13 protein-coding genes are annotated in these 21,105 nt (G+C 51.3%); 6 read left to right on the top strand and 7 right to left on the bottom strand.

Features of this window, described 5'->3' with window-relative positions:
* Window positions 1-52 precede the first annotated feature (52 nt).
* From ACR0MO_RS09140 to ACR0MO_RS09160, 5 genes are all read right to left on the bottom strand, one after another.
* Window positions 53-2,410, bottom strand: coding sequence for a hypothetical protein (locus ACR0MO_RS09140; RefSeq protein ID WP_480890818.1), 2,358 nt, complete (start codon window positions 2,408-2,410; stop codon window positions 53-55).
* A gap of 440 nt (window positions 2,411-2,850) precedes the next feature.
* On the bottom strand, window positions 2,851-6,237 hold the full coding sequence (locus ACR0MO_RS09145; RefSeq protein WP_170525089.1) for a hypothetical protein: 3,387 nt from the start codon (window positions 6,235-6,237) through the stop codon (window positions 2,851-2,853).
* A gap of 24 nt (window positions 6,238-6,261) precedes the next feature.
* Entirely contained in the window at window positions 6,262-7,749 is a 1,488-nt protein-coding gene (locus tag ACR0MO_RS09150) for a patatin-like phospholipase family protein (RefSeq protein ID WP_170452371.1), read from the bottom strand.
* A 270-nt stretch (window positions 7,750-8,019) separates the two neighbouring features.
* Window positions 8,020-8,379 carry a DUF1304 family protein gene (locus ACR0MO_RS09155; RefSeq protein ID WP_480890821.1) on the bottom strand — a complete coding sequence of 120 codons (360 nt, stop codon included), beginning with the start codon at window positions 8,377-8,379 and terminating at the stop codon, window positions 8,020-8,022.
* Window positions 8,376-9,566 (bottom strand): helix-turn-helix domain-containing protein, encoded by a 1,191-nt coding sequence (locus tag ACR0MO_RS09160; protein ID WP_170452376.1) that lies wholly within the window; start codon window positions 9,564-9,566, stop codon window positions 8,376-8,378. The genes ACR0MO_RS09155 and ACR0MO_RS09160 overlap by 4 nt, the downstream gene beginning before the upstream one ends.
* A gap of 265 nt (window positions 9,567-9,831) precedes the next feature.
* Here ACR0MO_RS09160 and ACR0MO_RS09165 point away from each other — a divergent pair, with 265 nt between their 5' ends.
* The 3 genes from ACR0MO_RS09165 (at window position 9,832) to ACR0MO_RS09175 (ending at window position 14,005) form a co-directional block, all read left to right on the top strand.
* Window positions 9,832-11,523: a glycosyl hydrolase 108 family protein gene (locus tag ACR0MO_RS09165; protein ID WP_170452379.1), complete on the top strand. Its 1,692-nt coding sequence runs from the start codon at window positions 9,832-9,834 to the stop codon at window positions 11,521-11,523.
* A 504-nt stretch (window positions 11,524-12,027) separates the two neighbouring features.
* Window positions 12,028-13,167 (top strand): hypothetical protein, encoded by a 1,140-nt coding sequence (locus tag ACR0MO_RS09170; protein WP_480890823.1) that lies wholly within the window; start codon window positions 12,028-12,030, stop codon window positions 13,165-13,167.
* 631 nt (window positions 13,168-13,798) lie between these two features.
* Window positions 13,799-14,005, top strand: a complete 207-nt coding sequence (locus ACR0MO_RS09175; protein ID WP_170452383.1) for a type 2 periplasmic-binding domain-containing protein — start codon at window positions 13,799-13,801, stop codon at window positions 14,003-14,005.
* A gap of 135 nt (window positions 14,006-14,140) precedes the next feature.
* On the opposite strand, the gene ACR0MO_RS09180 is transcribed toward ACR0MO_RS09175, so the two are convergent.
* The gene (locus ACR0MO_RS09180; protein ID WP_480890826.1) at window positions 14,141-15,490 is read right to left on the bottom strand and encodes a tetratricopeptide repeat protein; all 1,350 of its coding nucleotides are present in this window, start codon (window positions 15,488-15,490) and stop codon (window positions 14,141-14,143) included.
* A 434-nt stretch (window positions 15,491-15,924) separates the two neighbouring features.
* Between ACR0MO_RS09180 and ACR0MO_RS09185 the strand changes: the two genes are divergently transcribed.
* The 3 genes from ACR0MO_RS09185 (at window position 15,925) to ACR0MO_RS09195 (ending at window position 19,751) form a co-directional block, all read left to right on the top strand.
* Complete coding sequence (locus tag ACR0MO_RS09185) at window positions 15,925-17,187, top strand: DUF3179 domain-containing (seleno)protein (protein ID WP_170452387.1); 1,263 nt, start codon at window positions 15,925-15,927, stop codon at window positions 17,185-17,187.
* An 11-nt stretch (window positions 17,188-17,198) separates the two neighbouring features.
* Window positions 17,199-18,863: a sulfatase-like hydrolase/transferase gene (locus tag ACR0MO_RS09190; RefSeq protein ID WP_170452390.1), complete on the top strand. Its 1,665-nt coding sequence runs from the start codon at window positions 17,199-17,201 to the stop codon at window positions 18,861-18,863.
* 69 nt (window positions 18,864-18,932) lie between these two features.
* Complete coding sequence (locus ACR0MO_RS09195) at window positions 18,933-19,751, top strand: hypothetical protein (protein WP_480626291.1); 819 nt, start codon at window positions 18,933-18,935, stop codon at window positions 19,749-19,751.
* A 61-nt stretch (window positions 19,752-19,812) separates the two neighbouring features.
* On the opposite strand, the gene ACR0MO_RS09200 is transcribed toward ACR0MO_RS09195, so the two are convergent.
* Complete coding sequence (locus tag ACR0MO_RS09200) at window positions 19,813-20,877, bottom strand: hypothetical protein (protein WP_480890831.1); 1,065 nt, start codon at window positions 20,875-20,877, stop codon at window positions 19,813-19,815.
* Window positions 20,878-21,105 lie beyond the last annotated feature (228 nt).

The raw sequence follows: 21,105 nt of genomic DNA on the forward strand, positions 1-21,105 counted from the left end.
CTCCGCGCCAACCCCAAACTGACATATCTGTGTTTCGGTCGGGGCAATTTGGTTACAGCAAGTTAAACCCTATCTTGGTAGAAAAATGTTGCCACACGTATGGATCGGTGAAATAGCCAGGATGTCCGCCTGCCGGGACCAAGAGGTTCCTCTTTGACTTGCTAACCGGCGCCGGTTCAAGCCCGTTAAGTTCGTCGAGCTTCTCAATATAGGTACCAACAAAGTCATCAGTTCGCCCGATATTGTACCAGTTTATCGGCTTAGCTGCATTGTCGAAGTCACCCGGTTCAATATGAAAACCTCTTGGAAAATACTTGCGATAAAGATGCGTGACCGGTGAACCCATTGTGACCAAAGTAACCTCGCAGTCTTTGAACGGATTCTCTTTCTTGGCAAGTAACCGTTTGAGCGCGCGTGTTGCCACCACTGTTCCCTGCGAATGGCAGATTATAGTAACGCGTTTGGGCTTGACTCGACCCATCATGAACTCACAGACACGCTCAAACCGACCTTCTATCTGCTTGCGGGCAGGAAAATTCAGCAGATCATTCTCGGCATCAAACGACGAATCCAATGCCTTGTTGTTCGCGTAAACTACAATGTCCCGAAACACACCCAATCCGCCCGCGACCAGATCGCGCATTTGGTAAACCACCAACGCCAAACCCAACAAAAATACCGGCACAAATGGCAATAAAACTTCGCCGATGACACCATCGCTGATCCAACTGAGATTCCCATCAAAAATCCGAAGCACCAGCATGGTTGCAAACGCCAGAGTTGAAGCCGCAAATACGCCTTGAAAGAGCCCGTTCAACAGCACCCGTCCGACCGACGGTTCGGCGGTTGTGGCCTCGAACAAAACATCCCTGTTCAGCGCACGCTTAACCACAACGTAAATTCCAAAAACAAGCAAAATCAATAGGAAAGCCACCCCAATTGCCATAGTAGGAGTTATCGTATCGACGATTGCCACGAAGGCTTCGGGTAATACCCTATCTGGACCGTAACTGTGGCTTGCGACTGTGATTGTCTCAGGTAGGCCTTCTTCAATGCCTATAAGGTGCCCTGTGTCGAGCGTCTTGGCGCGGAGGTTGTCGGTTGCATGCTGAATGGCCACCCAAAAGGACGAGGCCGCAATCATCCAAAGCAACAATAACGCGGAACAGATTGGGGCATATATTCTGCGTTGCTGAGAGGGCGCAGAGTCCTGTAAATCGCCCTGTAAATCGCCGCAGTCACACGCCCAAGCTACGTAAACAAATAGGCACAGCAACACCGATAGAGCCCAAAGGACTGAAAGTAACAACATCAGACAGCCAATGAAAAAAAGCAACTGGTCTGCTTCGCCGCTAAATTTGTCAGAAGTAATAAGACTGCAAAATGTGCTGTTCTCCGTCGAGCAAATAGAACTAGCCAAAGTAGCCTCGGGCAGAAATGGAACGAAGAACAAGATCAACAAACCCCATGTGCCCGTCCCAACGCTAAATTGACGCCATAGGCTTAGTTCCCATCGCGTATGACCAATTACACGACCAAAAAGTATCGTCAGCATGCCTGTGGCGGCAACGACGGCTTCTGCTGCTGGCAGGATGAACAACCCAATCAACCCAAGCACCATCAGCACGACTGTACAGCGCCCGAACCATTTCCATAAGGGGTCTTCCGCCATTCGCCGATTGCAAATAAATCCGAGCGCCAGGGCCACGACCGCAAACCCGGCAATTGCCAGCGCGAGACCTACCTGAACCCAAGATCCCATGAAGCCTTCTGCCTGGATCTTGTTGAAATCGACCAGCGAGCCTTCAAGCAGAAGCACCAGAACGCCCATCAACAACGCCGCGTTGAGTGCAACGACCCCGCCGATCAGCGCCCACAGAAACCATGCAACGAAACGATAACCGCCGCGAGCTCCGGTATTGGCTGCGTTGTCGAGCGCTAAGTAACCGATCGACATCAAGACCTTGATCAGATCAAAGATTGTTGCAAAAGCACCCTTTGGCTCGGGTGAAATATCGGCCCAGTAGACCTCGGCCATGACCGTTTTTACTTCGCTTGTTTGGGTGCCCTGCTCGCGTATGCGTTTGACGTGCATCGGAAATTTCTTTTGCATCCCTTCACGCCGAGGGTCTTTGCCTTTTGGGCGATCATGAATTGGGGTTTGCACCTTTTGCTTTTTGCCGCCCGGATAGGTGCGTTCTTCCATGACCGACAAACCATCATATTCTGCAAAGTGCGTTTCAAACACGTTCACGATAGTTTCGTCAGCAATCGCCGGCGGCTTACCATTCCGATTATGCTCTTCCAGAGCACCGCTCAGCACATCGCCGACTGTATCGCCCGGCAGTTGGTTTCCAATCCCATGCACGCAAAAAACCAAATGGTCTGGTGAGGTCTTTTTAGTCGACATGCTTCACCTACTGTCAATTAACTAAATAATTATTCAAATTCTAAACAAAGCAGGCAAATAACTCTACACAAATGTGAAATTAATATTATCTCATTCCAAAAAAAATTACGCCAACGCCAAAGCAATTATCATCATTCCAGCCGACTGCAGCCTTCCTCGGTTATCCGATTGCACCCATAATGAAGGCAAACATTCCAAGCATGGTTAGTTTTTTCAATGGAGAAAAACGTGACATCAAGAGACCTAAATCCTTCACCTTGGCCGCAGTAACCCTCACAAGTAGCAAAGTCAGAAACACGTTAGAAAAAAGCAACCAGCTCTCGAAGCCTTTTCGTTTCGACAACTCTTGGCATTGGCCACTTAATACGTTGGGCTGGCGGAATTGCTCCAACCAAACAGAATATTTTGCAGTTCGTGTTCTAAAACCGTCTGCCAGTCTGTCAAATATCCGCACATGGTCCGCCTCTCACACGTTCGACCTTTACGACAACGGAGCGCGCAAAGAGCTCTTCGAGCGGTAGCCGGTCGTCGCCTTGTGAGGCGGATGGCGTAATGAAGTTGGACCGGGTTTTCGCATGTTCTTCATGTGTCGAGAAACGATCGAATTCCAAGCGCCGATCAAACCAGTCCTCGGGTTCTCCTGCTAACATGTCTGAGATTTGGGCAAGGCTCAGGGTGTCTGTTGGGCTGTTGCTGCTCATGATATGAATTCGGTTCTGGACTTCCTTGTCGGAAATCGCATCGATCAGCTTGAGCAGGGTGACTGCCCGGCGGCCTTCGGCCAAAGCCAGGTTCAACTGTTCTTTGGAATGCGTCGGGTTCTTGTCTTTCCAGGTGCGGCTGGCCAGCCCAATGATGTCCAAAGTCAGTTCGGCATCGTCACCGCCCAAGTTATGATCGCCATTGTTTTTCAGGCATTGGCCCAGATGCTTGGCGATGCGGCTGAAATAGGTGTCTTCCTTTTCTGACCCCAGCGCCGGATCTTTGAAATTCGATTTTCGCGCACCAAAGACAAAGGCCATTTTCAGGGGATTATCATCATAAGCTGTGATGTCTTTCGGTTCCGTGAATTTCACTTCATCGGTGAAGAAGGGCAAAATCAGTGTGTCCGGCCAGCCCTTCCCGGCGGGTGCGCCATTGGGCAGGAGAAGGTTGGTTATCCAAGTGCTGGATTGAACCTCTGAGGATGGTGTATTTTTTTGCAGCTCATGCAGGATGGGCAGGACAACCGCTGCCGGGCTGTTTCCCAGCGGTATTTCTTGTTCGATAAGCTGCGCCAGTTTCTCGTTTGACGCTGCAATCCTGGCCACCAGGTCAGTTAGCGCCTCGAGCTCGTCCTGATCGAGCAAGTCCACCTGTAACGGGTTCGGGAATTTAGTCGACGGAGTGAGCGAGCCTGTCCTTGGCCATGTCAGGCGCATGGTATCCGCTATCGACAGTTTTTCGGCAATCACAAGCTTTTCCGCCAGGGACTGTTGAATGCGGCCAAAGGCAGCAATGAAACGAGGGCCATCGAACTCAATTGGGTCGGTCACGGCCAACAACTCTTCCATCTCGTCGCGCGCTTCTGCAATCTCAGGATCCGTATCGGGGGACCATACGGCAGTTGGTGCTCCGCTCAGATTTTCAGCAATTTTCTGAAGGCCCGAGAAAATCTCTTGGCGCACTTCCTCTTCACCCAGCGCATCAAGAACCTTGCCCGCGTGATGGATACGCAAGGTATTGTGATTGGGATCTGTTGCCGTGCAATTCAGCAAGCCATGATCGTCATCCGCGTGGTTAGTGGGGATAACACGGATCACCAGATCCCGAGGCACAACTTGAGCACCTATTTCAGGGAATATCTGCTGTGCCACCACTTGGACGAAGTTCTGTATTCCCTGAGCTACAGTTTTGTCAGTTTCTATATTTTTTTCACGGATGAAGAAGTCGTCTGTCGTGGTGAAAACCAACCTACCGGTCGCCAGCACGCACGGCGGGGACTCAGGGAAGCGAGCCACAAAAACCCGTTGCGATGAACCTCCCAAATTGTCCGCGATCACCAAGACTAGCAGAGCAATGGGAATAACCAGCGCCCAAGCATTGTGCCTGACGACTCTCTCGTTGTTTCTCAGTTCGTTGATTTTAAAGTTAAAATCAGTGGAGTTTGAGTGTCCGGTTGCCGCCGCGCCATACGGGACGGAAAGGAATTTTGTAGCTTCGTCAGCTAAGCGCAAATCCTGTATCCGCTGCTGAATAGGTCCCAATTCGGCTATAGTCTCCGTGGGCTGTGTTTGTGAACTCACTACAGTCTTCGACCCGGCGCTGGCGTCCTTCGGGTTGTTCGGGTCGCTTGAGGTGGTTGGGTTGATCAGGCGTTGGATCTGATGCCAGGTATGGTCGCGCAGTGCTTCCATCTTGTTTCTGCGCGCTGTAAATCCTATCCAAATCGAGGCGACCCAGGTCACCACAAAACTGATGACTAGGATTCCGACCGATTGGTCGTGCAACAGTTCGGTTGTATTGTGGCCCAGAATGATCTTGACCAGAAGCGTAACGCACACTGCCCAGATGAGGGGGTACGGTCTGATAAGCGGATTCCGCTCGATATCCCGCGAAACAAATCGCGATTGCTGTTCAGCCGCATCTCTGTTTCGAGCGCTGCAAAAGTCGCTTTGCAGGTTTTTGAGATTGCCCTTGCTTTGCTTGAGAAAATCACCAAGCCGCTCGCAAAAGGATGCACCGTTTTTGCACAGATCTTCGATCTCTTGTAGGTCGACGTTGTCGCTCTCGTTATTGTCGTCGCCCTCACCAATGTCCGCTTCGGTCTGTATCTGCTCAGCATACCAAGAAAATTCTTGTCTCACCGCAACGACGAGGCTCTGACAGTCCTGCAATTGTTTCTTAGCGCATTGTACCTTTTTTTGCTCTTCCGAAAGTGTCTTTATGTCCGTTTCGGCTTTCCGACTGATCCTGTCATAGTTTCCACGCAGACGATTCACGTAGGTTTGACCGTCCATTTCTTCGGCAACCCGCTTTGCCGTCAGATGGTCAAGCAGCGATTGCATTTCTTCTTCTAATGATTTGCAATTCAGACGAAAGAACAGATCGGCATCTTTGCTCTCTGCCTCTTGAGGCGCTCTTGCCAGACTTCGAACCTGGTCGAGCAAATCATCCGCCTCTTGCAGTGGGAGTTTGGATTTGTTTTCAACGAGAAACGGCGCGCCATCGCCCGGAAAGATGCCGAGGATGATTTTTTCGGACAGGTCGTTCAGCGCGTTTAGCAGGTTCTGGATTTTACCTGTGGCTTTCTGATAGGCAGCCTCGCGGCGTTGTTCCTGCGCATTCAGGCGCGCCTCGGCTTCGTCCAGTTTTTTTTGCGCTGTCGCTCTTTCGAGCTCTGCCTCGCTGATCGTTGCGCTAAGGTCGGTGATGATCCGTCGGCAATCTTTTAATTCGGCCTGAGCCTTATCCAGTCGTTCGGCAAGCGCATCGCGTTCGGTTTCAGCCGCGGATTCCAACTTCTCCCTTTGTTCATTGACGATTTCTTCGAACTGTTGTGCGTCACGTTGTATCCGTGCGCGTTCGTCAGAACTGGCCTGGATGTTCTGTCGCAAGCCTTCGATCTTCGTGCGATGCTCATTAACCTCATCGTTGGTGTTCTTGTATGTTTCATAGTCATGATCAAAATCGTCGACCTCCGGCAGCAGATCTTCGAGAATTTTCTGAACAGCCTTTGCTTGGTGTTTTGTCTGTTGCTCAGGGCTGCCTGCATCGGAATTAGCAACCTGCAAATTGATAATCTTTTCCAGAGTTTTAATAATTCTATCAAATGCTTCACGTAACATATCGAACTCCCCTCTTCCGTTCTTTTACTCCGTCTTGTTCAGGTCTTTCAGAAACTGTCGGGCGCGCTTAAGACCGGCCAAATAAAGATATGTCTTCTCTGGGCCCGACATAACAAAGTTCAACCAATTGGCCTCGCCCGGATCAATGGGCGCGATTTCCACCGGGTATTTACGTTGCTTCAGGTTAAGGTCGCCTTTGTTCTCTTTTCGCTCATCAAACTGATCCTGCAGAGCCGTGTTTTGAAGCCAGATTTCACGGTCCCGCTGTAGTCGGACAGCCGTTGCGCAAGCGATAACATCACCGGCCAGATCAGATAGCTTTCTGCGCTGCGAAACCGTTTGTTTCTCGCCGCTGCTGATCAATGGCACTACGACGGTCGGAACGTCCGGCATCAGTTTGCGAAACGAGTCGCTCGGAAGATTAGAGGTCAATCCACCATCCAGAAAAACGAACTTCTCCAGTTCTGCGAACCTGCGAATCTGAGCTTCCGAAAACAAACCATGAAGTTTAGCTTTTGCGAATGCAGGCCAGGTCTTTCTATCGGGACGCATAACCACCGGTTCGAAAAACGCTGGAATTGACATTGACGTTCGCACCAACCGCGCGGGCGAAGTTTTGCTGTACTCGTCGCTTAGCAAGTTTAGGTCTTGTGGAAATTGCATCTTCAGACCGACTGGCATCGCCGTCGCAACCAATTGAAGCAATTCAATCCCGGGGTGTTCTATTTCGGAACCCACGGCGTTGAGAATTGGACCGTCATCGAACCGACCAGGAAATCTGGCTTCTGCCTCGCGCTGACCCTCAGGGTCCTTTCCAGTGCGTAGTTCCTCAAGGTCGTTCCAAATCTCGTCGAGGGATTGGTACAAATCCTCGATAGATTTGAAGCCGAGATCGTCCAAAACGGACTCCATCCAATTCTCAAACGCTTGCCCTGGGTTCAGACCTCGACGGTCGCGAAGCCTGCGTATGGCGGCGAGCAAACCGTACCAACTGCGGAATTGGTAAATCTTAGGTTGATTGAGCGCTTGCTTGATAAGCTTGCGGATCGGTAGCGGGCCGTCGATGAATTGATCCAATGGGACTGTTTCGGTAAGATTTGCAAGCCTTTCGGCCGTTGGGCGGGTCAGATCGTCGCCGCGTATCGCAGCAATACCCATGGCGATGATCGATCCTGCCGAGGTCCCGGCCAATCCGGCAAAGCGCACCCCCGCAGCCTCTAACCCGGCGACAAACCCGGCATGTGCCAGACCAAGTGTTCCTCCGCCCTGTAAGATCAGATTGCAAAGTCGATAAGATTCTTGGACGTCCGGTGAGGGCTCAGAAAAGATTGAACGAATATTGTGGCCACCAATTTCGGTCTCGTTCTTAGTTGCTCGAAGCCAAAAGAAGCGATCGATACCAAGCAATTTACTGTGGCCGTTCGCCCCTGCTCCGGCCAGAGCTTGCAATTCAAATTCTGACTTGATTTCGATTAGAAGTCTACGGACTTCAGGTTCCATAAGAAGTTGCATATTAACTCATATAAAATAGATCTTCATTGTTGGCCTTCAATTAGTACGATCACATTTTTCCTTTTTTCATCAAAGTCTTGGCGAAAATAAGTCACCCGGTGAATCTGTATAACTTTCTCTTTCAAACGACATTCAAAACCGAAGATGTTAAAATATAGCTGCCGTGGATTTTCAAGGTATTCCTTGCCTCACAGAAACATCTATTTACGATCGAAACTGATGCCCCCCCCATTGCAAGTGATTGGTGTGACCGCAGTTAGCCGCCATTACTCAAACCAAAAGCGAGGCCACAAATGCGACCAACGCTGGCAGCAGTCGCATTATCAGGATAGTATTCCCACGAGCTCCCGAAACACCAACAGCAGCTGTAATCGAAATTAGAAACAGGATTATACTTTGAGTATAAGTTTGATACGGAGCCGGTAGCCAGAAACTCAAACAAAGCCCCACAGCTATCGATGCATTATAAGACGAAATACTACGTCCCAAAAATGCCGTAGCCTTAATCTCCTCTTCACAAAAATTTGTGAGCTTCTTGCAAATATCTGGCCAACGGAACCATTGTACATACGCAAAGAAAAAATGCCCTCCAATGACAATTGCTATTGCGATCCAATAAACGTAAATCATATCATCCTCTTAGGTTTATTAAGCTTCTTCGAGGCATCATCTGTCGAAAGAAAACTTGCCCCAAATCGCATCATCGCACGAACGAACTGAGTTCTATTTGAGCAATTTGACTTAAGAAGAATGGATTTGGTTTGTGCGTTTACTGTCGCTACAGAACGACCACGGCGGTCCGCTATTTCGGGATTGGTCAAACCTTGCCCTATTGCGTCGACCAGTGATGTTTCCGCTGATGTCAAACCAAATGCCTGCTGCACCAGGCGCGTATTGCACGAAACAGGGAGCCCCGTATCGGTACTACAGAGTATAAAACCGTCAAATACCTTGGTTCCGATTTCGCCAGATTTGTGGAGTGGTGAAAGCTCGATGCAAAGGGGTTCCAACAAGTGGCTAACGATACTCTCCTTACGTGGTCGAGCGCCGAACTTGCCGTGCTGATCTAGATCGGACATCAGGCTTTCCAAAAACTTTTGCCCAAGACGATCCGTGATGTTCAACTTTCCGTCCGGGCTAATTCGGAATGTGCGATAAGTTTCCTGTTGTCGCTGAAACTCCTGATTTCGCGCCACAATCATACCTCTACCATCAAGAACACAAATGCCTATGTTCAAGCAGTCGATGGCTGAAAGTACACCTTGGTAACGTGCCTGCAGTTGCCGCATAGGAAAACTGAGGTCGAGAGCTTTTGCGATGTGGGGCAGGAGTTGGGCCAAGTATCTCCTCTCTACTTCGTCTAGAGGCTCCCTGTTGGCGTTTAATTGAACCGAAAACAGGGATATCCATGGATTGTCTTTATTCAATATTCCAGCCGCGCGATGGAATATTCCAAGACGCATTAGTTTTTGAACGTGTTCTTGGCTTTTTAGTTCCTTAACCGACGGCGCAAGAAGAGTGTCGTCAAGAAGTTCAATCTCGTCGTGATTTCGGGTTTGTTCCCGTAAAATTTCCTGATCTTTGGCTTCAAGATGTTGGCACTTTACAAGATAGGTGTTCAGTGCAGCACCTGTATAAAAGCCAGAGTGAAACGGTGCGGTCAGAGACAAATCTCCATCGTCTTGAGACCATTCAAATATTATGCTTCCCTGCGCTCCTACGCGATCCACCAGCTGGTCAAGGACGCTCGTCCAAGTCAATGGGTCAGCAATTGTATCATAAATTTCAAGCGTAAGATTTCGAATTTCTTGGGTCACAATAAGTTTCCATTTTTTCAAATATCACAGACCATCTTAACCTCAAAAACGAATTTCAGCATAGCCCATTTGGGTGATGCCCTTTGTTTGATCGGGCGTAGAATCAGTTCTACAAAAAAGTATCTAACCCTGCAAAATTACATCAAGTATGCTAGAGTGTACACTTACAGATGTGCAAAATTTCAAGGATTATACAGCAGTATTTCGGGCTGGAAGTCTGTGGCGGATGGTTTCCGCCAATATTTTTTGAGGAAGGAATTAAGTTATGGGAAATTCAAGAAAGCGAGAAAACGACATCTCAAATCTGCATCCTGCAATTAGGGAAAACGTCCTAGCCATACAGGCTCAACTAAAGAAAGAGAATATTCCATTCGAGGTTTTCGAAGCATTTCGCACCCCAGAGCGCCAAGCAGACCTTTATGCGCAAGGCAGAACGAAGCCAGGCACCAAGGTGACCTGGGTTGGACCGTGGCATTCGATACATCAATACGGGCTCGCCGTCGATTTCGTCCTAAAAGAGAACGGTAAATGGAGTTGGGATACCACTGGTCACAAGGAGGCTTGGTGGGACCGGATGCATGTGCTCGCAAAAGAAAATGGAATGACGCCGATCTACAACTCAAAAGGCAAGCTCATCGAGAAACCACACATTCAGATTCAAGGAGTAAGATCTCGCGATCTGTACAAAGGTGTTTACCCGGTTAGCGGAGACGAAGCCTGGGCGGATCGCCTCAACGAACTGATCGACAATTGGCGTGGACACCTGCCCTCCCCGCCCCGGCCTTCGATCATTCTGGGCGCACCCGCAATCGACACGGATTTGATGGCATCCATGGAGGCTGAGTCACCGGCACCGATTCATTTTTCGACAAATTTGGCCGAAAGAGATCTCCGTTTCCAAAAGCTCCACGAATTCATCAAAGACGCAGAAGGCGGATTCGTAAATAATCAGCACGACAAAGGTGGTGCCACAAACTTTGGCATTACTAAGAGCACTCTGGCGGAGTGGCGCGAAACAAACGTAACGGAAGAAGACGTTGCCGCTATGGGTCAGAAAGAGGCCGAGGAGATCCTCTATACAAATTACTACATCAAATGTAAGTGCGATAAATTGCACGATCGCGTTGCAATGGTCGTCTACAACATGGCGGTTCACTCAGGGTCAAAGGTGGCTCAAAGAACTGTGCAACGGGCCTTCAATGAGCTTGGCATGAAGGTCGACGGCACTACGCTGGAAGAAGACGGTATAATCGGTCGGATCACGTTGAGCGCGATCAATCAGACCGATCCGTCCGTGCTTTCCGAGAAATACCTTGAGCTATACGAACAACGCCTGCGCGGTCTCGAGGATTTTGTCATCTTTGGGGCCGGTTGGATAAATCGTGTCAACAAGCTGCGTGTCTTTTTGAATACTTTGCCGGAGGGAGAGGGCAAACGTCCTATCAAAATTATGAAAGTTAAAGAAAGAGACTTGGACATTGACGCTGACGACATCCTGAGAATTGCACTGATGGCTTTGACAGGTGGGAAATCCGTGGCCGTTAAGGCATTGGCCATAGGCATTCTGAAAAAGAGACTCGAGAAAAAAGTCGACGATGGTGATGACAAATTCAATTTACTTAATGCGATTTTAGACGAAAAAATCAACGCCTCGTCGGATGAAAAAGCAACTGCTCAGCCTATTGCAGCTCTCGAAGAACTGACCCCCGTCAACAATGCTCTTGGACCGATGATTGGCAAGTTGCTGGACGGTAAAAAGTCTATTATCGGCATCGTCGGCCTGGTCGCCACTGCCGTGCTTCCGCAACTCGGCTTAAGTTCCTCTCAACCGCAACTGCAACAACTGCTTGCCGATGGCGACAAGTCCACCATGTTTACTCTGTTTTCGCTGTTAACAAGTTGGGGCTTTCTCGGTAAAATTGACAAAAAATTTAGAGATTTAAAGCAGAGCATGTGACCGATAGTACCGGTTTGATCTTGTGTTGGCCACAAGCTCGCCGGAAACAATTCAACATGATCTGGGCCTGAAGTATCGATCCTGGGCTTCTGATGGCTTTCCGGTCAACATTTGACGAAACCATTTCAACACTTCGTTTTGTTGAAACATTTTATTCTGTAGTGCATTTGGATTGCTTGAAACTGCACCAAATTAGCCTTCTCCCCAAAATTGGTTCAAGCCCCAAATAACTCTAAGGTTCACCGATTTAACATAATGGCGCTTACGCGTAGATCAGCTTTGCTTAACTGGTTTCAAATTCCACTCTCTATCTGCTCGAACGAGGCTCGAAACCTGCGACAGGTAGTTGTAGTTTCACTAATAATCTTGGTTTGAGCTGAGTATCAATTTTTTCACCGCAAGCTGAGGATATCGGCAAGTACTTCGACAAATCAGGGGGCGAAAATGGCGGGAGCGAGAAGGCTGACAAGGGCAGAACTCCTAGAAATTGTGTGGAGTCGACCTTTGAAAGATATGCCCGAAGTCGTTGGAGTGTCTTCAACTTCAGTCAGGAATGCTTGCAGGAAGTTCGATATCCCCATTCCCGACAGAGGGCACTGGAACAAAGTCAAAGCCGGAAAATCCGTCAAACGTGTTTCACTGCCCGAACGCGCCCCAGGAATGTCTGACGAAGTGATAATTGGCGGATCAGGCTATGATCGGTACTACGGTTCTAAAGTCGACCTGGAGGCTCCGCTTCCTATACCACCGTCCTTCAACACCCCAATTGAAGACGTCCGGGCTAGGATAGCTAAGAAAATTGGGCGAGTCGCAGTACCGCACGGCAAACACGCATGGCACCATGTTTTGCAACGTCTGTTTTCCGCAGACGATAAAAGACGGGCAAAAATTGCCGAAAGCAAGTGGGCTTACTCCTGGGACAAACCGCTTTTCGACAACCCCTTCGAGCAACGCAGGCTAAGAATCTTGAATGCACTTTTCCTGGGCGTCGCAAAATGCGGCGGCAAACCGAGCATTCAGGGAAAAGAGGCCATCGAAATCTCGATTTCCATTCATCAACAGCATGTACCGTTTAAGCTTCTCGCGACGGCGGATTTGAGGCGGAGCAACTACCATCGGAACCCCGACGACCACAGGCTAGGTAAAGAACCACTAACTCTGATCGTTCCAAACCACTTTCGTGGGCAAGATGTCCGGTTATCTTGGGCGGATAAGCCGGACGCCAAACTTGAAACGCGTCTTACCGAGATTGCAATCGAGCTGGTAGTATTGGCCGAGACCTTTCACCGGGAGCATGCCGAGCGCCAGCATGAGTGGTTGATTGAACGTAAACAAGACCATGAGCGAAGAAAGAAAGAAGCCGAAGCGGCAAGGCTTGAAGCGCTCCGTGTCAGGGACGAAAAATTCGAGAAAGCGAAACGCAGCATGCTACTTGGCCATGCCCGCGACCTCGAAGATGCGAGGATATTGCGCCAGTTGGTCCAGGACGTACTGAAGTTAAGGGGCCACGAAACTAATGATCACACAACTGCTTGGGCAGAATTCGTAAGCGAAGAGGCCGATCGGATTGATCCAATTTCGAACGCTAGGTACCTTGAAATCATGGAGCTAAAGCCTGAGGATTTCACTGAAGACAGCGGCTGAATATGCCCTCTGGGAATCGGGACGATCCCCGGATCATTCTTCTTCCTACTCCCGTCCTCCACCAGTTGAAATTGAGGTGAAATCTGATCTGTGTTCCCTGATGTATCTCTGGGGTTCACTGATGCTTCGTCTGGTTTCCCTGTTGTCCCATCTAGGGAATTCACCCACAAGGCACTGACCTGCTTATATATTTTGAATCCTCAGACATAAAATAGCGCCAAAACGGTGCGTATTCCCTGTAAATTTCCCTGTTTTCAGGGAAATCGGAGTGAGACTGGCTAGCTGGAAACTGTCCGCACAGCCATGATTTTCCGAAAGTACAGCAAAAAAACGGGAAATCCTCCCGTTCCACCTGATGTGTATCCAAGTCTCCCGACAATGGGACGAAAGATCGGTTGCACACTTCCTGTCCCAAAATCGAATATCGTAGCCCACGGTGCAGGCGCGTCGGGTCTTTTCTCTAGCCTCGCGGTCGCTCCTTCTAGTTCATGAAGCGCCTTGTCTATTTGCGTTGATCTGTTGAACGCCTACGGCAGGAAACTGGAACTGAGATCATCGGAACGCTTAGGCGAACTGGCTTGCGGAACAACGATCTGTATTCGAGGAGGTGCGCATTTTTCGGGCGGACGGTATGGTGTATCTTCGCGCGATCCAAAAAGGCTTGGGCATCGGGATCGGCTGGCGTCCGATACTCAATGAGTTTCTTGCGAATGAAACACTGGCTCTTGCCTGCAGCTACGAACACCCAACATCGCGTGGTTATTTTTGCTCGATCACGCCGGAAGGTTCAAGAAAGCCCGGCACCGCGCGGTTCCTGGATTGGATAGGCACAACATAACCTGAACCATGTGACGGCCGAGCGAGCCGCTTCCGATTGGATTTTTTGCTTATTCCATTCTGGCAAAGCAGATTTTGGCAAAATACGAGCGCCTTGCTTCCGGAGTTTGAATTCCAGACTCGCATGTTTACCGGATCATTGATCAACAGGTGACGGCGCGATTTCGTCCAATGCGGACAGAATATCCTCGGCATGGGCCGGATCAGCAAACAAAGTCCGAAACAAAGCCGCAAGGGGGTAGTCAGGCCAGGCTTCCTGCAAAAGCAGGATTGTTGCACCGGCTTGTTCGTGTTCTCCCAACCTTTGATGTCCGGCGGCCAGATACCCAATCGAAATTGCGCTTACCGGGTCGCCCAGTCTTATCGCTTCGTTGAACTGGTTCACTGAATACTGAAAATCCCCCAAATGGAAACTCGCAGAGGCCAGGACGCTTCGATATGGGAACCTTCGATTGTTCGGGTCGCTTTCTTGCGCGCGCTTGGCAGAGGCAATTGCGCGTTCGAACGCGCCGCCAAACAACGCAAACAAAGCGTCAAAATTTGTGACATGGATGTCGTCCGGCGCGAGGCTGATCGCCCGCGCGGATTGGTTGAGTGCCGCATCAAAATCGCGATTGGCGAATGAGACCAAAGCAAGCGCAGAGTGGCTCCACCCCTCATCAGGGGCCAGTTCCACAGCCTTGATCGCGCGCACCCTTGCGAGGTTCAGCAGGTCGCGTTTTTCCTCACCGGGCGGAGCGGTGATTGCCAGAATTCCCATGGCTTGGGCCGAGCCTGCGAAACCGCCGAAATATGTCTCATCCAAAGCGATAGCCCGGTCAAACATACCACGTACTGCGTGCAGCCGTTCACGATCAAGAACCGGAAACATCAACGGGCGCGCCTCGGCGGCCAGGTTAACCGCCTGCAACTTTGTGGGGTTGGTGGAAAACAACGCTTCTCTGACCGCTTGCTGTTTCAAGGTGTCATCGGACTGAACAGAGGTGAATTGCGGCATGTCTGCAGCCTTGGAGAAAAAGACGACTGCCCCAACCCCCAGCGCCGCCAGAACGACCATTCCGGGCAGCAGGTATCTCGGCAACGGCCGCTTCCGTTTCTTTCCTCGCCCAGGCTCCAGCAACTCGAACCGGGGCACATACCCACCGGGATCGACATGAATACGTAGGCGCTGTTCTTTCCCGGAGTTCGAGTAGTAACTGGCCAGCCGTCGGCGCATTCGGCCCGCGTCGACACGTACGACCGCCATCGGGTCGCCACCTGCGTCCAGCGATCTGCCATAGACGTCCTCGGCAATTGATTTGGCGCGAATGTCCTCGGCTTGCCCCGTCAATAGCTTTTCGACGACGTAGCTTAGAAAAGACTGCAAACGCTCTGCCCCGTCAAATTCGGGGCTTTCCAGAATCGATGCCAAAGCCTGCCGGATTTCTACATCCGAAAGAGTCGACCCAACCGGATCAGGACCCGGATCTGTCTGCAATTTCGTCAACGACATCGCCTTGGAAGCCTTCAGGTAACCTATAAGCCCCTGAAAAATAACATGTTACGTCGTAACATACGTTAAGATACCTGAATATGTAAATGAATTTCAGCGATATTGGATGGGAAAGGAGGGGGAGCGCGCCTCGTCGCTGGGGCAGAACTTGGGAACATGCGATTTGAGGATCACTATGGACACACTGTCGATGTTGTTTCCGGACCGGGCGAATGAAATCGGACGCCTTCGAAGCGCGGACACTGTGTTCGCCCAAATCTGCGTTGATTATGAAAGCCTGGCTGCCCTGTTACCCTGCGATGCCAGTGATCCGACCTACTCTGATTTAATCGATAGCCTTCGGGGGCTTGAGGACGAAATTCACCTTTACCTCGCGTCCAGATCAAAACCTCCCGAAGGCTAACCAGAACACGGCAAAGGCGATCCAAATGCTGGCAAATCTCTTATTCTACGCGGGTCTCATCGTATCGTTGACGATAGGGTTCATGTATTTCCGCGACCTCGGCGACATCAGCCAGATGGTGTTGAAGGTGAAGCGGAACAACATGATCCGATTTATCCGCAACGAAAACGCCTATCTGGCCGCCGGTATCGGAGCATTGATCCTTATGCTTATTGGCCATTTAATGGGCGGTGGCCCCGGATGGTTGTTTTTCCTGGGCATGCCGGCCGTGACCGTGCTGATCATCTTCCTGTTCGTCTTCCCCTGGGTTTGGGTCCACATCGGCCTGCGCAATCAGCAAAACAGCGCGCAGTATTTCCCGATCTCAGAAGCGCGCGATTACATCAATCCATCGGCAAGCGTTCTGGTGATCGAGAACAATGGCCACGCACGCGCGCATTCCGACGCGCAGTTGATGCGCCCGCATCTGGCCGGGAATGCGAAAGGGCTGGGTGGAGACGACATCGTGATGACCTATTGCGCGATGGCCAATCTGGGTCTGGCCTACAAGCCCTTAGTCGATGGCAAAAGACTGGACCTGGAAGTGCTGGCCCAGCACGGCAACAACCTGATCCTGCGCGACAACACCAGTGGCGAACCGATCCAACAGATCTATGGCCATTTCGACAGCGATGCCTCAGGGCAGTCCGCGATGCAGCCCTGGCCAACCTTCCGGATGAGCTTTCGTGGATTTCAGAAAGCCTACCCGGACGGAGAGGTTTTTCTGAACAAACCGTCATCGAACCCATTTCTAAGGCTGTTCGATATGTTCACCGAAACCGTGTTCTCGTCGGGCATCGCAAAACAGCATCAGGAATCCGCGCCGGTCATGGACAACATGAGCCACAGCGACGACCGCCTTCCAAACAAGACATACGTCTGGGGCGTGACGGTTGGTGACGATGCCGTGTGCTGGACCGATGATTTCATTGCCGAACATCACGGGCTGATCAACGCCACGGTGGGCGGTCGCGAGGTCGTCGTGTCCTATGACCCGACCTATGAAAGCGTTGGCGTCTGGTACAATGACAGCGGCACGCCAGTGACAGAGATCGATTTCTTCGGAAATGCAAATTGCGGCAGGCTGAACCGGGTCGAAACCCTGCGATCCGGGATGTTCTGGCACGTCTGGGTCGAGTTCTTCCCCGGCACCGACATCAACCGCACAACCGCAGGGCACACCGAGCCCACTCGCCCGCAGTCCGCTGTCGACTCCGCAACCGAACAAACACCTGAGCAGAACCAATGAGGAGCACCGAAATGAAAAAACGGATTGGCCTTTCGGCACTCATCTGTCTCGCTGCAAACGTCGCAACAGCGCAGAACGCACCCATTGTCCACGACGCCGAATACTATATCCTCGAAGCGCAAAACGCGGAACAATGGGCGGCGGATAATGCCGAGGTCGATCAACTGCTAGAGGACTTCCGGGCCACAAACGAAGGCAAGCCGCCGAATATCCTCAACATATTGATTGACGATATTGGTTTCGGCGATCTGGGCATTCCCGAACTCAATGCTGTGCGCGGGTATTCCACCCCGAACATCAACGATTTTTCGGATCAGGCGATGCGTATGGTGCGCATGTATACCGAGCCTTCGTGCACACCCACCCGTGTTGCGATGATGACCGGACGGCTGCCGGTGCGGATGGGGATGGGCGACACCACCGTCGACATCGCAGGGTTCGGCCTGCCCGCTGACGAGGTCACACTGGCCGAGATCCTGTCAGGTGCAGGGTATGCGACAGCGCATGTCGGCAAATGGCATATGGGCGATATCCCCGAAGCCTGGCCGCATAACCAGGGGTTTGACTGGGCCGGTTTCCCGGTGCACCAGCAGGGGCAGCTCACGATCTTCAATGACGACGCAATCCGGGAACAGGTCTCTGTCGGGATATCGGATTTCGATGATCGCTTTGTTCTGGACAACTTCTTTCGCCCCGACCCGGCGGCCATGGTGACCGGGCTAGAGGCCGAAAAAGGAGGAACCGCGCGCGAAGTTCATATGACCGCGGGCGAACGCTGGACAGCAGAAAAATACGACGACATGAACCAGCGCTATCAGGATCAGACCCTGGAACAACTGCGCAAGCTTGCGGGCGGTGATCAGCCCTTTTTCCTGCAATACTGGCCTCTGATCCCGCTCGATAATACACGCGCAGGCCGCAGCGGGCCGCAATCGCCAAATGGCGGGCTTTATGTCGACAAGATGCAACTGCTTGATGAGTGGCTGGGCGACATCTTTGCCGAATTAGAGGCACTTGGCATCGCCCAAAACACCATCGTCCTCGTCATGGGCGACAACGGTCACTTCACCAAATACGCCCCTCAGTCCGGGTTCACGCCGATGGTTTTCTCGGGCGGCAAAGGCGATGTGTCCGAAGGCGGTATCCGGGTCGACAGCTTCATCCGCTGGCCCGGCATGATCGAGGCAGACGGGATTGTCGGGGATATCGTCCATGTCTCTGATCTGTACACAACACTGGCTCGGTTTGCGGGGGCGGATGCAGGTATCCCCAGGGACCGGTTGGTAGATGGCGTCGATCAATCTGCGCTGTTGCTTTTGGGGGAAACAAAGGGCCGGCGGGATCACCTGATCGTCTATTCGGTCAAAACGCCCAAGGCGATCATCAAGGATCAGTTAAAGCTGCGTATTCCAGGATCCGGTGAAAGCGCAATCCTTGCTGACTTCTTCGATGTTTACCGGGACACGCATGAAAAATACCCGGTCTCTACCGAGGTTGGCGCCTGGGGCGGGCAGGAGTTTGTACGCATTCTCGGACGGCATCTGAAGCGCAAGGAAATGTACCCGGACACCGAACCCGCACGCGGCGTTCCATATGAAGGCATCGACAACCTGCGTCCCGAAACCCAGGCCGCTGTTGAGGCCTTTCTGCTCAAACAATCCTCGGTCAGCAAATGACCAGAGGCGCTGCATTCGTGACGAACGGACTGTCCGCCTGGCCGCGGAGTAGACTAAGGAGATTGAGACATGACCATCAGATCAGCCGCCTGCACCGCAAGCACAATTGCTCTGCCCTGTCTGCTTGCTTTTGGCGCATCTGCACAATCTCTGCCCGCGCCCGGCCAGAATGACAAAGGGTGGCGACATACCCTGGGCTTCTATCTGTTTACGCCACTCAGGACCTCTGGAACGTCAACGGTTGCTGGTGTTTCCGCCGATATTGACCTTGATCTCGGCGATGTGCTGAGCGTTCTGGATTTCGCGGCCGCCGGGCGGTACGAGGCGTGGAACGGCGATCTGGGGATTGTAGTCGACGCCAATTATGTGGGCATCGAAGAGGATGCAACACTTCCCGGCCCACGCGCGACAGCCGTGAACGTGGATGTCCGGCAGAAGTGGTTCGCGATCCTCGGCGCATATCGCATAGCGGACGGAACCTATGGAGCGAACAACCAACGCTACACCGTCGATCTGCAAGGCGGCCTCCGCTATAACTCGATCCGGCAAGAGATCGATTTCACCACAACCGGGCCAGCAAACCCACCCACCCTTGGCGGAGACCAGGACTGGATCGAACCAGTCATAGGGGCCCGCGGCATGTGGCGCCTCAACGAGCGCTGGACGACCATCGCCTCACTAGATCTTGGCGGCTTCGGGGCCGGAGGCAACGACCTTCAGGTCGGGGCCAATATCGGATTTGACTATCAGCCTTGGGAGAATACGGCGATTACGTTTGGCTATCGTTTTTTCAGTGTCGATTACAGCGATACACTCGACACTGGCGACTTTGCCTATGACGTCACACAGCACGGGCCCTATTTCGGGGTTAAGATTTTTCTGAACTAGGCTCTGGACCCAGTGCTTTCAGAGTTTCGGCATGTTTCCCGGTCAAATGTCGAGTGAGGTGTTACCCCGCTCTCATCATATTTCGACAGTGCCGAAAGAACTGCATTAGCTCCCAATCCTGCACTGGTGCGCAATATTCTTCTCGAGGTGTTTCCGCTGCTTTCGACAGAAGAAAATCCTCATCGATTTTCAAGGTATCTCGGGCCCATTCGATGTCGTCTGATGCCGCTTCTCTGCATCTGTCTAGTGTCTTACGTTGAAGGGAAAACTTTCTCCCTCCAAACTCACTACAGTAGCTTTGCACGAGCGGTCGATACTTGCTGTAATTGCGACCAGCCCTTTGCCGACAAAGCGGGATTACCCTAGACGCAACTTTAGCTTCAAACAGACTAATAGACGTGTTTCTATTAATTACAGGGATTTCGGCTCCAATAATATCACATTTGCTTAGAAAGTCAGCAACAATGCATCCGCTTTTCAACGCTGACTTGTCAAAAGCACTTATGTGAACGTTTTTTTCGCCAAATAGATCAATGAATTTTTCAAAATTCTCCCGGTACTTTGGGTAGATTTCGATTTCAGAAACCTCATCGATTGTCTGCACCCCTTGTTTAATAATTTGCTGGGAAAAACTATTTGCCCAACTTTCTACACTGCGAGCGTACCCGATTACGCGCACCCTTGATACTCCGAGTTCGCTAAAAAATAGTTTGGCGGCTGCCAACTCCTCATAAGAAAGAGCGCAAAAATCCTCAGCAGAAAGAATAAGCGGGACCATTTGCTCACGCGCCGTGTTCAATTCGTTTTTGATGTGTTCTTTCGCACTCTGCGCCTTCATGAACCGATAGGGGATACCAGAACCAAATTTCAAACTTTTATGGTATGGAACACATGCCGGGTCGGCAAAGGCAGAAGCGACCAAAAAAGAGTGGTTTGGCCGAGAAAATTCGCAATATCGAACGCCACTTAACAGCTTCGCTCGCTCAGCCCCCTGCAGGGAGTTTTGAATAGTAGAAGAGGCCGTTTTGTGCTGCCCTATGTGGAGAATGACTTCAGGCTGGTGGTTGAGCCATCGGAAGAGTCTCCGAAACCTGCTCCCATGCTTCGTTAAGTTGGCAGAAGTCATATTCCCTTATTCTCCGAGTGTTCTGTCGGTTGGTCACACAGTTGCTTTACGCCGTTGCGGAATCAAGCTGGTTTTGTCGAGGAGAGCTGTTTGCTATCGCATAGAAGCCTGAAGCCGGGCGCGACACCTGCGTTTATTCTTCCGTTGGTTTTCTTTTTGTGCTTGGCGCCGCGCACCATCTTCTGATCTGGTCTGCTTGCGAACAACTAAATTTGATCGTTCATAGAT

The organism is Ruegeria sp. K5, assembly GCF_056531805.1.